The organism is Variovorax sp. P1_H2 (genome assembly GCF_056405295.1).
The window spans coordinates 1-13,053 of the sequence record NZ_JBFUCJ010000091.1; the positions used below are offsets into that span (position 1 = coordinate 1).

A 13,053-nucleotide genomic window follows, 5' to 3' on the forward strand; every position below is an offset into this window, starting at 1 on the left:
TTTCCTGCCTCGTCAAGTAGTTGCGATGATTTTGTTGTGCGCGAGATCAGCATCTTGAAGGTGTTGCGCCAGCAGGGCGCGCCTGATCTTGCCGCTCGAAGTTTTCGGAATGAAGCCTGGCGCCGCGAAGAGCACGCGCTTGAGCTGGACATCGTGCTGCCGGACCACGTTCTTCCTTACGTCGCCGGCGATCAGCTCATAGTCGAGCTCGGAAGAACAGGAAAATCCGACCCGCTCTTGAATAGACTAGCTCTCATCGTTGCCACCATTCCAAAATGTTGAAAGGCCAAGACACTGAGCCTCGCTCGACGCCGAACAGCAAGGTGCAACTTCATTTCAAGTCACAGGCGATCGCTCGTCCATAGAAACTGTCTGGAAGATTCTCAGAATTTTCTTTTTCCACGAGACTGACCTGCCCCTCCCGCCGCGCCATTCACAACGAGGCGGTTCAGGCTTACAAGCTCGGTTGATTTCTTTGGCTGTTGAGGCGCGCACGGCCATCCGGTAGCCTCTGAAGACAGCCGCCTGATCGAGCAGCCGCGTGACGTATTGACTCGAGATGCTCATGCACTCGTGGCTCAAGTCGTCGGCCATGGTCAAGCACTTGATGCACATTCCGGTGCTCAAGCTGTCGCTGACGAAGTCCATGCTTCACGCCGGCACACGTTCGTCGGCGAGGCCCTTGACCTCCTTGCGCTTGCGCACCGCCAGATTGGCGGCGCTGTAGAGCCTGTGGGCCATCTTGTGGTTCACGCCGGGGAAGGAATCCGTATCCCGTGCCCGAACTCATGGGTCGGCTTGCTTTGGTGATTGGCAAGTCAGTCCCGCTCGTACCGCATCGGGGGTGACGAAGGCCGGCATCGAGTACAGACGATCGGCTCGCCGGTGTCGAGCACGCGGCGCTTCTGTGTGTTGGGAATCAGGTCCTTGACGAAGTGGCCGATCGTCCATCCGCTCCGGTTTCGTCGCTACTATCGAAGGCCCTCGGAAAGTGGAACACGATGACAGGAACACCTGCGGCGGCCTTGCTATGCTGCGCCCCTTGCACTGCCTGCCGACGCCCGGGCGCAACGACCCGTTCGCCGCGCACATCACTCCTTTTTGCGGAATCTCATGAGGAACTCACGGCTCCCGGCGCTTTGCCTCGTCGCTCCCCTGCTGCTCGCCGCCTGCGCCGTCCCGCGCCCGCCCGGGCAGGTGGCCGCACCGACGCCGGCGCAATGGCAGACGCCCCTGCCGGCCGGCACCGCGGCCCTGCCGCACGGCGGCTCGATGCCCTCGCTGGCCGAATGGTGGCGCCAGCTGAACGATCCGCTGCTGGTCGAGCTGATCGTCGCCGCCGAAGCCGCGAGCCCGACCGTGGCCAGCGCCAAGGCGCGCATCGGCGAAGCCCGCGCCTCGCGCGTCGCGGCCGGCGCGGCGCTGGTGCCGAACCTCGACGGCTCGCTGTCGGCCAGCCGCGGCAACTCGCCGACCTCGGGCTTCACGACCGGCGCGACCGCTGCCATCGGCACCGACATCCCCCCGATCACCACCCAGCAGGCCGGCCTCCAGTCGAGCTGGGAGATCGACCTGTTCGGCGGCCTGCGCGCCAGCCGCGATGCCACCCAGTCGCGCTACGCGGGCGCCGACGCACGCTGGCACGACGCCCGGGTCTCGGTGGCGGCCGAGACCGCCAACGCCTATCTCGCCGAACGGGCCTGCCGACGCCAGCTGGTGGTGTCGACGTCCGACGCGCAGTCGCGCGCCGAGTCCGCGCGCCTGACCGAGCTGTCCGCGCAGGCCGGGTTCACGGCGCCCGCCGATGCCGCGCTGGCCCGCGCCAGTGCCGCCGAGGCAGCCGGCAGGCTGACGCAGCAGCGGGCACTGTGCAGCGTGCAGCAGCAGGCGCTGGTGGCGCTGACCGGCATCGAGGGAACGGTGCTGGCGCCCAAGCTGGCGGCCGCCCCGATCGACGTCACGCTGCCGGCCGTGCAGGCGGTCTACAGCGTGCCGGCCGAGGCGCTGGCGCAGCGGCCTGACGTCTACGCGGCCGAGCTCGACGTCGCCGCGGCGAGCGCCGAGGCCGGCGCCGCGCTGGCCCAGCGCTTCCCGCGCCTGTCGCTCCAGGGATCGATCGCCGTGCTGAAGGTGCGCGGTAGCGGTTTCAGCGAAACCCTGGACACCTGGACCCTCGGTCCACTGGCGCTCAACGTTCCGATCTTCGACGGCGGCACGCTGGCGGCCAACGACGACGCCGCCAAGGGCCGCTACGACGAATCCGTGTCGCTCTACCGCGCCAACGTGCGGCGGGCCGTCAGCGAAGTCGAACAGGCGCTGATCAACCTGCAGAGCACCAACGACCGGGCGGCCGATGCCGATACCGCGGTACGGAACTACCAGGCCTCCTTCGACGCCACCCAGGCCCGCTACACCACCGGCCTGGCGAGCCTGTTCGACCTCGAGGATGCGAGGCGCACGCTGTTCGTCTCGCAGACCGCCCGCGTCGCGCTGCAGCGCGAGCGCGCCGAAGCCTGGGTCTCGCTCTACCGCGCCATGGGCGGCGGCTGGACGCGACCCGATTCCCTGGCCTCCACGGCCCCTGCCGCTGCCCCGTCGCCATGAAAAGAATGAAGCGTTCCACCCTCCTCGTCGTGCTGGCCGCCGTGCTGGTCCTGGTCGCCGGCGCCTTCTGGCTGCTGCGCGGCAAGTCGGCCGCCGCGCCCGAGAAAAAGCCCGAAGCCGCGGCCCGGCCCTCGCTGACCGTCACGGTCGCGAAGCCCGAGACCAGCGAGCTCAGCGTCACGCTGGCGGCCAACGGCAATGTCGCCGCCTGGCAGGAGGCCAGCATCGGCTCCGAATCGAACGGCCTCAAGCTCGCCGAGGTGCGGGTCAATGTCGGCGACGTGGTGAAGAAGGGCCAGGTGCTCGCGACCTTCTCGGCCGAATCCGTGCAGGCCGACGTGGCCCAGGCCAAGGCCTCGCTGGCCGAGGCGCGCGCCACCGCCGCCGACGCCACCGGCACCGCGGCGCGTGCGCGCACGCTGCAGGCCACCGGCGCGATGAGCCAGCAGCAGATCAACCAGTACCAGACGGCCGAGCAGACCGCCAAGGCGCGCGTCGAGGCCGCCGAGGCAGTGCTGGCCGCGCAGCAGGTGCGCGGCCGCAACACGCAGGTGCTGGCGCCCGACGACGGCGTGATCTCGGCGCGCACCGCCACCGTGGGCAGCGTGGTGGCGGCCGGCACCGAACTGTTCCGGATGGTCCGCCAGGGCCGGCTCGAATGGCGCGCCGAGCTCACCTCCTCGGAACTCGGACGCATCGCGGTCGGCGCGCCGGCGCTGGTCACCAGCGCCAGCGGCGCCCAGGTCAGCGGCAAGGTGCGCAGCGTGGCACCGACCGTCGATCCACAGACCCGCGCGGCGCTGGTCTATGTCGACATCCCGGACGTGCTGCAGAACACCGGCTTCAAGGCCGGCATGTTCGCTCGCGGCGATTTCCAGCTCGGCCGCACCAGCGCGCTGACCGTGCCGCAGGCCTCGGTGGTGCCGCGCGACGGTTTCAACTACCTGCTGCTGCAGCAGCCCGACAACCGGGTCGCGCAGCTCAAGATCGAAACCGGCCGCCGTGTCGGCGACCGGGTCGAGATCACGACCCCGCTGCCAGCCGACGCCCGCGTGGTGGTCCAGGGCGCCGGCTTCTTGAACGACGGCGACCTGGTCCGCGTGGTCGAGACGCCGCCGGCGGGTGCAAAGCCCGTGGTCGACGCCGCGAAGTAAGGAGCCGCCATGAACGTCTCGGCCTGGTCCATCCGCAACCCGATCCCGGCGGTCATGCTGTTCGTGCTGCTGACCTTCGCCGGTCTGCTGTCCTTCAACGCGATGAAGGTGCAGAACTTCCCCGACATCGACCTGCCGACCGTCACGGTGTCGGCCGCGCTGCCGGGCGCGTCGCCCTCGCAGCTCGAGAACGACGTCGCGCGCAAGCTCGAAAACGCGATCGCCACCATCCAGGGCTTGAAGCACATCACGACCAAGGTGCAGGACGGCGCCGCCACGCTGATCATCGAGTTCCGGCTCGAGAAGCCGGTGCAGGAAGCGGTCGACGACGTGCGCTCGGCGGTGCAGCGGGTGCGCGCCGACCTGCCGGCCGATGTCCGCGACCCGGTGGTCACCAAGCTCGACTTCGCGGCCCAGCCGGTGCTGGCCTTCACGATCGCGTCCTCGAAGATGGACGACGAGGCGCTGTCCTGGTTCGTCGACAACGACATCACCAAGAAGCTGCTGGCGCTGCCCGGCGTGGGCGCGGTGAACCGCGTCGGCGGCGTCACGCGCCAGGTGCATGTCGACCTCGATCCGGCCAAGCTGCAGGCGCTCGGCGCCACCGCGGCCGACATCTCGCGCCAGCTGAGGCTGGTGCAGACCGAAAGCGCGGGCGGCCGCACCGACGTCGGCGGCAGCGAGCAGCCGGTGCGCACGCTGGCCACGGTGCAGTCGGCCGACCAGCTCGACGCCATGCAGATCGCGCTGCCCGACGGCCGCCGCATCCGCCTCGACGAAGTGGCCCGCATCAGCGACACCATCGCCGAGCCGCGCGCCGCCGCGCTGCTCGACGGCCGGCCGGTGGTCGGCTTCGAGGTGGCGCGCAGCCGCGGCGCCAGCGAGGTCGAGGTCGGCGCCGCGATCCAGAAGGCGCTGGCCGAGATGCGCGCCCAGCGGCCCGACATCCAGCTCACCGAGGCCTTCAACTTCGTCGCCCCGGTCGAGGAGGAATACGAAGGCTCGCTGCACCTGCTCTACGAGGGCGCGATCCTGGCCGTGATCGTGGTCTGGCTGTTCCTGCGCGACTGGCGCGCCACCTTCGTCTCGGCGGTGGCGCTGCCGATGTCGGTGATCCCGGCCTTCGTGGGCATGTACCTGCTGGGCTTCTCGATCAACGTGGTCTCGCTGCTGGCGCTGTCGCTGGTGGTCGGCATCCTGGTCGACGACGCGATCGTGGAGGTCGAGAACATCGTGCGCCACCTGCGCATGGGCAAGTCGCCCTACCAGGCCGCGATGGAAGCGGCCGACGAGATCGGACTGGCGGTGATCGCCACCACCTTCACCTTGATCGCGGTGTTCCTGCCGACCGCCTTCATGAGCGGCGTGGCCGGCAAGTTCTTCAAGCAGTTCGGCTGGACCGCGTCGCTCGCGGTGTTCGCCTCGCTGGTGGTGGCGCGGATGCTGACGCCGATGATGGCGGCGTACATCCTGAAGCCGATCGTCGGCGCCGAGAAGGAGCCGCGCTGGCTCGCGATCTACATGCGAATGGCCGAATGGTGCCTCAAGCACCGCTTCACGACCATGGTGCTGGCCACCCTCTTCTTCTTCGGTTCGGTGGCCATGATCCCGCTGCTCAAGACCGGCTTCATTCCGCCCGACGACAACTCGCAGACCCAGGTCTACCTGTCGCTGGCGCCGGGCGCCACGCTGGCCCAGACCACCACGGCGGCCGAGGAAACGCGCAGGCGCCTGATGGTGATCGACCACGTGCGCAGCGTCTACACCACGGTCGGCGGCGGCAGCGCGGGCGGCGACCCCTTCGCCAACTTCGGCACGCCCGAGACCCGCAAGGCGACGCTCACGATCCAGCTCGACCCGCGCGGCGACCGGCCGCGCAAGCAGGTGATCGAGAACCAGATCCGCGCCGCGCTCGAATCGCTGCCCGGCGTGCGCAGCACGGTCGGCCTCGGCGGCTCCGGCGAGAAATACATCCTCGCGCTGAGCGGCGACGACCCGGCCGCGCTGACCACCGCGGCCCGCGCGGTCGAGCGCGACCTGCGCACGATTCCCGGCCTCGGCAACATCACCTCGACCGCCAGCCTGATCCGGCCCGAGATCGCGGTGCGGCCCGACTTCGCGCGCGCCGCCGACCTCGGCGTGACCAGTTCGGCCATCGCCGAGACGCTGCGCGTCGCCACGCTCGGCGACTACGACCAGAACCTGCCCAAGCTCAACCTGGCGCAGCGCCAGGTGCCGATCGTGGTCAAGCTGGAGGATTCGGCGCGCCAGAACCTCGCCCTGCTGGAGCGGCTCGCAGTCCCCGGTGCGCGCGGCCCGGTGATGCTGGGCCAGGTGGCGGCGCTTACGGTCGAGGGCGGCCCGGCCGTGATCGACCGCTACGACCGCACACGCAACGTCAACTTCGAGATCGAGCTGTCAGGCGTCGGCCTCGGCGACGCCAAGGAGGCGGCCATGAAGCTGCCCTCGATCCGCAGCCTGCCGCCCGGCGTGCGCGTGGCCGAGGTCGGCGACGCCGAGGTCATGACCGAGCTGTTCGCGAGCTTCGGCCTCGCGATGCTGACCGGCGTGCTGTGCATCTACATCGTGCTGGTGCTGCTGTTCAAGGACTTCCTGCATCCGATCACGATCCTGTGCGCGCTGCCGCTCGCGCTGGGCGGCGCCTTCGTCGGCCTGCTGATCGGCCAGAAGGCGCTGTCGATGCCCTCGCTGATCGGGCTCATCATGCTGATGGGCATCGCGACCAAGAACTCGATCCTGCTGGTGGAATACGCGATCGTCGCCCGCCGCGAGCACGGCCTCTCGCGCTGGGACGCGCTGCGCGACGCCTGCCACAAGCGCGCCCGGCCGATCATCATGACCACGCTGGCGATGGGCGCCGGCATGCTGCCGATCGCGGTCGGGCTCGGCACCGCCGACTCCAGCTTCCGCTCGCCGATGGCGATGGCGGTGATCGGCGGGCTGATCACCTCCACCGTGCTGAGTCTGCTGGTGGTGCCGGCGGTGTTCACCTATGTCGACGACGTCGAGGGCTGGATCCGGCGCAGCGTGCGTCGCCTGCGCGGCAAGCCGGCGACGCCCGAGCCGAAGCCGGACGCGGTTCACGGCGCGGGATAGACTCTGCTGCGTCCACCGACGGAGCCACACCATGACTCGACCTGTTTTCCGTGCCGCGATGTGCGGTGCGCTGCTGGCCGCCGCACTCGGCGCCACCGCCCAGACGCCGACCGATCTGCAGCGGGCCCAGGAGCGCCATCAGCGGCAGCTCGCGGTCTGCAACAGCGGCAAGCTGCCCGCACCCGAGCGCGACGCCTGCGTGCGCGATGCCGGTGCCGCGCTGGACCGCGCGCGCGGCGGCCCGGCCGCCAACGTCACCACGCGCACGCCCGACCGCCGTGCCACGGTGGTCACGCCAGCCGGCGAGCCGGTGCCGGGCGCGACCGAGACCGTGCGCTCGCAGCGCTCGACCACCGTGGTGCCGGTCGAGCCGCCGTCGCGCTGAGAACCCGCATAATCGCCCCCCATGCCCGCCCTTCGCCGCGCCCGCCTCCTCGCCAGCTTCGTGCTGGCGTGGTTCGCGCTGTCGCTGGGCGTCGCGGTGGCCTCCCCGCTGGTGCAGCCGAAGCCGATGGAAATCGTCTGCTCGGCCGCCGGCGCCAGCATGCGGGTGGTCATGACCGACGACGGCGCCCAGGCGCCCGCCGCCGGCCACCTCGACTGCCCGCTGTGCCTGCCGACCGGCGCACCGCCGCCGGCGCTGCCGCTGGCCGCGCTGCCGGTGATCCAGCCCCTGGGCCATGCGCTGCAGTCGATTCCGGCCGCGCGCATCGCCACGGCCACCGCGGCGCCGCTGCCGGCGCRCGGGCCGCCTCTCTCCTGAGCTTGCTTCCGACCTGATGCACGCCGCGCCCTGACGAAGGGTGCTCCGCTGCGCTTTTCCAGCAATGCGTCGGCACCCGAGGGATGCCGAGGAGTTTCTTCCCATGAACAAGACCGTGCTGTCGCTCGCGCTGAGCGCTGCATTTCCCTTGTGGGCCCTGCCCGCCCTGGCACAGGACGCGCCGCGTTCGCGCCCGGCCGACGAGGCCCCCGAGCGCACGCGCTCGCTCGGGGTCGTCACCGTGACCGGCGGCCGGCCGAGCTCGCTGCCGACCCAGATCCCGACCACCATCGAGGGCGTGACCCGCGAGGAGATCGAGACCCGCATCAACGCCACCGACAGCGAAGACGCGCTCAAGTACCTGCCCAGCCTGCTGGTGCGCAAGCGCTACATCGGCGACTACAACCACGCCATCCTTTCCACCCGCGCCTCGGGCACCGGCAACAGCGCCCGTTCCGCGGTCTACGCCGACGGCATCCTGCTGTCGAACTACCTCGGCAACGGCATCGCCAACGGCAGCAACTACGCGCCGCGCTGGGGCCTGGTGACGCCCGAGGAGATCGAGCGCGTCGACGTGATGTACGGCCCCTTCTCGGCCGCCTACCCGGGCAACTCGGCCGGCGCGGTGGTCGACTACGTGACGCGCATGCCCACCCAGCTCGAGGCGCACGTGAAGGCCGGTTTCGCCTCCCAGCCCTTCGACCTGTACAACACCCACCAGACCTTCAACAGCTGGCAGACCAGCGCCTCGATAGGCAGCAGGAGCGGGGACTGGTCGTGGTGGATCGACGTCAACCGCACCGACAGCCAGGGCCAGCCGCTGACCTTCGCGACCGCCACCGTGGCCTCGGGCACGCCCGGGCGCGCGGGCACGCCGGTGGTGGGCTTCGTGCCCGGGCTCAACACCTCCAACACGCCCTGGTACATCCTGGGCACCGGCACCCAGTACCACACCATCCAGGACCACGCCAAGCTCAAGCTGGCCTACGACTTCTCGCCCACGGTGCGCGCCACCTACACGCTCGGCGGGTGGCAGAACAGCGCCGAGGGCCGGTCCGAGACCTACCTGAGCAACGCCGCGGGGATGCCGGTGTACACGGGTGCCATCAACATCCTCGGGCGCAGCTTCACGCTCGCGCCGACGGCCTTTCCGATCACCAACGACCAGCAGACGCACGTCATGCACGGCCTGTCGGTCAAGAGCAATACCCACGGCGAGTGGGACTGGGAGGTGGCCGCGAGCCTGTATGACTATTCGACCGACCAGCAGCGCCAGCCGACCATCGCGCTGCCGCAGGCGGCCTTCGGTGGCGCCGGCACGCTGCAGGACCAGGGCGGCACCGGCTGGAACACGCTCGCGGCCCGCGGCACCTGGCGCCCGCAGGGGGTGGGCGGAGCGCACATCCTGGACTTCGGCGTCGGGCGCGCCGCCTACGAGTTGGGGATCCTGAAGCGCAATGTCTTCGGCAACTGGCTGGATGGCCCGCCCACGACACTGGTGAGCAACGTCGGCGGCGACAGCCAGATCTATGACGCATGGGTTCAGGACGCCTGGTCCTTCGCGCCGAAATGGAAGGCCGTGCTTGGCCTGCGCTACGAGGACTGGAAGGCCGACAACGGCTTCACTCAGGTCGCGACCAGTGCCATTGCGTACGCGCCGCGCAGCCAGTCCGACGTGTCGCCCAAGGCGGCGCTGGCCTACCAGCTGACCGATGACACGGTGCTCAAGGGGTCGCTGGGGCGCGCGGTGCGTTTCCCGACCGTGGGCGAGCTGTACGGCGCCACGACGGGTGGTGCGCTGTCGTTCATCAACGATCCATTCCTGAAGCCCGAGAAATCCTGGACCAGCGAGCTCTCGGCCGAAAAGGACCTTGGCAATGGCCTGGCCCGTGCCACCCTGTTCCACGAAACCACGGACGACGCGATCTTCAGCCAGCTCATTCCCGGCTCGACCACCGTCTCGCGCGCGCAGAACATCGCGAAGGTCCGGACGACCGGCTTCGAACTGGCCTACACCGGGGAGGATGTGCTCGTACGCGGGCTCGACCTTGGCGGCAGCCTGACCTTCGCCGACTCCAAGACCGTCGAGAACCCGGGCAACCCGGCCAGCGTCGGCAAGTGGCAACCGCGCGTGCCTCGCTGGCGGTCGACCGTCTTCGCAACGTACAAGCCCGACGCGCGCTGGGCCTTCACGGTGGCCGCGCGTTACAGCGGCAAGCAATATTCCACGCTCGACAACAGCGACGTCAACGGCTTCGCCTACACCGGGGTCAGCAAGTACTTCACCGTCGACCTGCGCGTGCGCTACCAGATCGCCAAGCAATGGTCGGCCGCCCTCGGCATCGACAACGCCAACAATTACCAGTACTGGAACTTTCACCCCTACCCGCAGCGCACGTACACGGCCGAACTGCGCTGGGACCTTTGAACCGCGACCCAAGGAATTCTCCATGACCACCGCCTCTTCCATCCGTTCGCTCGCCGCCTGCGCGGCGCTCTGCAGCACCGCCGCCCTGGCCCACGTCACCCTGCCCGCCGGCGGCGCCGCGGCCGGCAGCGCGTACGACGCCGCCTTCCGCGTCGGCCATGCCTGCACCGACGCCAAGGCCACCACCGCGCTCCGTGTCCAGTTGCCCGAGGGCTTCACGCTGGTCCAGGCGCAGCCGCGCAGAGGCTGGACGCTCGCCATCGCACCGCGCGAGGTGTCCTGGAAGGCCGACTCCGCGCAGGCCGCCCTGCCTGCCACCGAGCAGGCCGAGTTCATCGTCCGCGGCAAGCTGACCGACAAGCCCGGCCCGCTCTACTTCAAGGTGCTGCAGAGCTGCGATGTCGGCAGCGCCGACTGGGCCCAGCTGCCGGTCGCCGGCTCGAGCGCCAAGCTGGCCTTTCCAGCAGCCCGCCTCGACGTGCTGCCGCCGGGCGTCGCCGCGGTCGAGGTGCGCGACGCCTGGGTGCGCCAGACCGTGCCGGGCCAGAGCGGCACCGGCGCCTTCATGAAGCTCACGGCGCCCTCGGGCACACGGCTGGTCGGCGCCTCGACGTCGGCGGCCGGCGTGGCCGAGCTGCACGAGATGAAGATGGAAGGCGACACCATGAGGATGCGCGAGCTCACCGGTGGACTCGAACTGCCGCCGCGGCAGACCGTCGAGCTCAAGCCCAGCGGCCAGCACGTGATGCTGATGGACCTGAAGCAGCCGATCGCCAAAGGCGGCAGCATCCCGCTGACCTTGCGCTTCGAGGACGCCAAGGGCGTCAAGAGCTCGCTCCAGGTCGACGTCCCGGTCGGCGCACCGGCCGGCGCTGCGACAGAATCGCACGGCCACACGCACAACTGACAGCCCATGCACAGCCTCCCGCTCGCCACCGTCCTGTCGCTCTCCCATGCACAGATCGCGATCGAGGCGGCGGCGACCCTGGCCTTCGCGATCTCGGGCCTGATCGAGGCGGCGCGCAAGCGGCTCGACGCGGTCGGCGTGGTCATGGTGGCGGGGCTGGCGGCCTTCGGCGGCGGCACCCTGCGCGATGTGCTGCTCGACCGCCGGCCTTTCTTCTGGGTCGAGCATGCCGGCTGGCTGTGGCTGCTGCTGGCACTGTGCGTGGCCGCGATGCTGTTCCTGCGCGACCGCCATTTCGCGCTCACCGAGCGCGCCATGCAATGGCCCGATGCGCTGGGCCTGGGCCTGTTCACCGCCACCGGCACGCAGATCGCGCTCGGCGCCTCGATGCCGCCGATCGTGGCGGTGCTCATGGGCATGATGACCGCGGTGTTCGGCGGCGTGCTGCGCGACATCGTCTGCAACGAGATCCCGCGCGCCTTCAGCGATCACCAGCCCTACGCGATCTGCGCCTTCGCGGGCGCCTGGGTGATCGTCGGCGCCGACGCCCTGCAGGCGCCTGACTGGGTCGGATTGACGACAGGGGCTGCGGCCGCGATCCTGCTGCGGTTGCTCGCCTTGTGGACCGGCTGGAAGCTGCCGGCCTGGCGATCCAGGGACTGAGGCCCCCACGCTCGTCACTTCGTGTACTCGCTGCCCCCCCCCCGAGGGGGCACAGACCGCCTTGGGGCGGCCCGGCGCCGGTCTGAGCGCCGGCGGCGCGATTCAGTCGAAGCCCCGCACCTCGCCCACCAGCGCCGTCAGCCGGGCCACATCGGCCACCACCAGCGCCTTTCCTTCCTTCACCAGCAGCCCGTCGCGGCGCAGCGCATTGAGCTCGCGCGTCACCTGCTCGCGGTTGGTGCTGATGCGGCTGGCCAGTTCGGCATGGGTCGGCACCGGCTCCAGCCGCGACCGGTTGCCGGCCACGCCGGCCCCCCGCGCCAGCCGCAGCAACTCGGCGTGCACGCGGTTCTGCACCCCGAGCGTGCTCAGGTCGATCACCCGCTCGGACAGCTGACGCACCAGCGCCGCCAGCCCGCGCATCACGCGCTCGGCGACCACCGGCTCATTGCGCAGCAAATCGAGAAAGGCGCCACGGTCCAGGCTGGCAACCACGCTGGGCCTGAGCGTGACGACATCGGCCGATCGGGGCTGGCCGTCGATCGCCGCGATGTCGCCGAAATGCTCACCCTCCTGCGGATCGCGGAAGGTGACCTGCCGGCCGTTGGCCGCATAGGAGGTCACCCGCAGGGCGCCCGAGACCAGGAAATAGACCTCGCTCTTGCGCTCCGAGCGCAACAGCACCGGCGAGCCGGCCGGCAGGCTCTTCCACTGGCAGCGCTGCGCCAGCTGGTCGAGCCGATCGGCCGGGAGTCCATGCAGCAGCGCAATGTGCTGCAGGCCGAGGCTGGAACGTTGGAACGCCATGGCAGACCTCTGCGCACATGTCGAACGGATCGAAAAAAGCCGTGCGAAAACGCACAGCCGGGAAGGCTCCGAAGCGCCACAGTCGCGCCCTGTGATGGCCGCGATGTCCGTGGCCGCACATCATCAAGCCTTCGGGAGATTTCATCATGAATGCCAAGCAACTTCTCGGTGTCTCCGCCTTCGCCCTGGCCAGCGCCACCGCCTTTGCCCAGACGGCCCCGGCCGAGCTGTGGGTCGGCGCGCCGATCGCCACTTCGGGCAGCGCCCAGAGCCGTTCGGCCGTGACCGCCGACTTGTCGGCCAGCCGGTCGATGGCGAGCGCACCGCCGGAGCTTCGCGTCGGCCCCGCCGACATGGCGCCGGGTGCGATGAGTCGGGCCGAAGTTGCCGCCGACACGACGCTCTGGATCCGGTCCGGCATGAGCCAGGTCGCCGGCCGGGACAGCTTCGACCCGTCGAGCCCGGCTTACCGCGCGCAGATGGCCGCCTACCAGCGCATGCGCAACGGCCCGGAATTCGTGGCCGAGGTGCAGCGCCTGAAGGGCACGGTCGCTACGCAGGCCAGCATCGCGCGCGACGACGCGGCCCCGGTCGCGGACTGAGCCCGCGC

12 protein-coding genes are annotated in these 13,053 nt (G+C 70.0%); 10 read left to right on the forward strand and 2 right to left on the reverse strand.

Features of this window, described 5'->3' with window-relative positions:
• Nucleotides 1-282 (forward strand): hypothetical protein (locus AC1D2E_RS25485; protein ID WP_478199984.1); only part of this gene is annotated, 282 nt, incomplete at its 5' end.
• Nucleotides 283-336: 54 nt separating this feature from the next.
• Here AC1D2E_RS25485 and AC1D2E_RS25490 read toward each other — a convergent pair.
• A complete protein-coding gene (locus AC1D2E_RS25490; RefSeq protein ID WP_478199985.1) occupies nucleotides 337-648 on the reverse strand; it encodes a hypothetical protein in 312 nt (103 codons plus the stop codon).
• A gap of 465 nt (nucleotides 649-1,113) precedes the next feature.
• On the opposite strand from AC1D2E_RS25490, the gene AC1D2E_RS25495 reads away from it, so the two are divergent.
• The 8 genes from AC1D2E_RS25495 (at nucleotide 1,114) to AC1D2E_RS25530 (ending at nucleotide 11,636) form a co-directional block, all read left to right on the forward strand.
• On the forward strand, nucleotides 1,114-2,604 hold the full coding sequence (locus AC1D2E_RS25495; protein WP_478199986.1) for an efflux transporter outer membrane subunit: 1,491 nt from the start codon (nucleotides 1,114-1,116) through the stop codon (nucleotides 2,602-2,604).
• Nucleotides 2,601-3,758, forward strand: coding sequence for an efflux RND transporter periplasmic adaptor subunit (locus tag AC1D2E_RS25500; protein ID WP_478199987.1), 1,158 nt, complete (start codon nucleotides 2,601-2,603; stop codon nucleotides 3,756-3,758). The genes AC1D2E_RS25495 and AC1D2E_RS25500 overlap by 4 nt, the downstream gene beginning before the upstream one ends.
• 9 nt (nucleotides 3,759-3,767) lie before the next feature.
• Nucleotides 3,768-6,875 (forward strand): efflux RND transporter permease subunit, encoded by a 3,108-nt coding sequence (locus AC1D2E_RS25505; protein ID WP_478199988.1) that lies wholly within the window; start codon nucleotides 3,768-3,770, stop codon nucleotides 6,873-6,875.
• 31 nt (nucleotides 6,876-6,906) lie between these two features.
• Nucleotides 6,907-7,260 (forward strand): hypothetical protein, encoded by a 354-nt coding sequence (locus AC1D2E_RS25510; protein WP_478199989.1) that lies wholly within the window; start codon nucleotides 6,907-6,909, stop codon nucleotides 7,258-7,260.
• A 21-nt stretch (nucleotides 7,261-7,281) separates the two neighbouring features.
• Nucleotides 7,282-7,638, forward strand: coding sequence for a DUF2946 family protein (locus AC1D2E_RS25515; RefSeq protein WP_478199990.1), 357 nt, complete (start codon nucleotides 7,282-7,284; stop codon nucleotides 7,636-7,638).
• Nucleotides 7,639-7,741: 103 nt separating this feature from the next.
• A complete protein-coding gene (locus AC1D2E_RS25520; RefSeq protein ID WP_478199991.1) occupies nucleotides 7,742-10,066 on the forward strand; it encodes a TonB-dependent receptor in 2,325 nt (774 codons plus the stop codon).
• Between the two features lie 22 nt (nucleotides 10,067-10,088).
• A complete protein-coding gene (locus AC1D2E_RS25525) occupies nucleotides 10,089-10,973 on the forward strand; it encodes a copper chaperone PCu(A)C domain-containing protein (RefSeq protein WP_478199992.1) in 885 nt (294 codons plus the stop codon).
• Nucleotides 10,974-10,979: 6 nt separating this feature from the next.
• Complete coding sequence (locus AC1D2E_RS25530) at nucleotides 10,980-11,636, forward strand: trimeric intracellular cation channel family protein (RefSeq protein WP_478199993.1); 657 nt, start codon at nucleotides 10,980-10,982, stop codon at nucleotides 11,634-11,636.
• Nucleotides 11,637-11,738: 102 nt separating this feature from the next.
• Here AC1D2E_RS25530 and AC1D2E_RS25535 read toward each other — a convergent pair whose 3' ends face one another.
• Complete coding sequence (locus tag AC1D2E_RS25535) at nucleotides 11,739-12,443, reverse strand: Crp/Fnr family transcriptional regulator (RefSeq protein WP_478199994.1); 705 nt, start codon at nucleotides 12,441-12,443, stop codon at nucleotides 11,739-11,741.
• A gap of 146 nt (nucleotides 12,444-12,589) precedes the next feature.
• On the opposite strand from AC1D2E_RS25535, the gene AC1D2E_RS25540 reads away from it, so the two are divergent.
• Nucleotides 12,590-13,045, forward strand: coding sequence for a hypothetical protein (locus AC1D2E_RS25540; protein ID WP_478199995.1), 456 nt, complete (start codon nucleotides 12,590-12,592; stop codon nucleotides 13,043-13,045).
• Nucleotides 13,046-13,053: the final 8 nt, after the last annotated feature.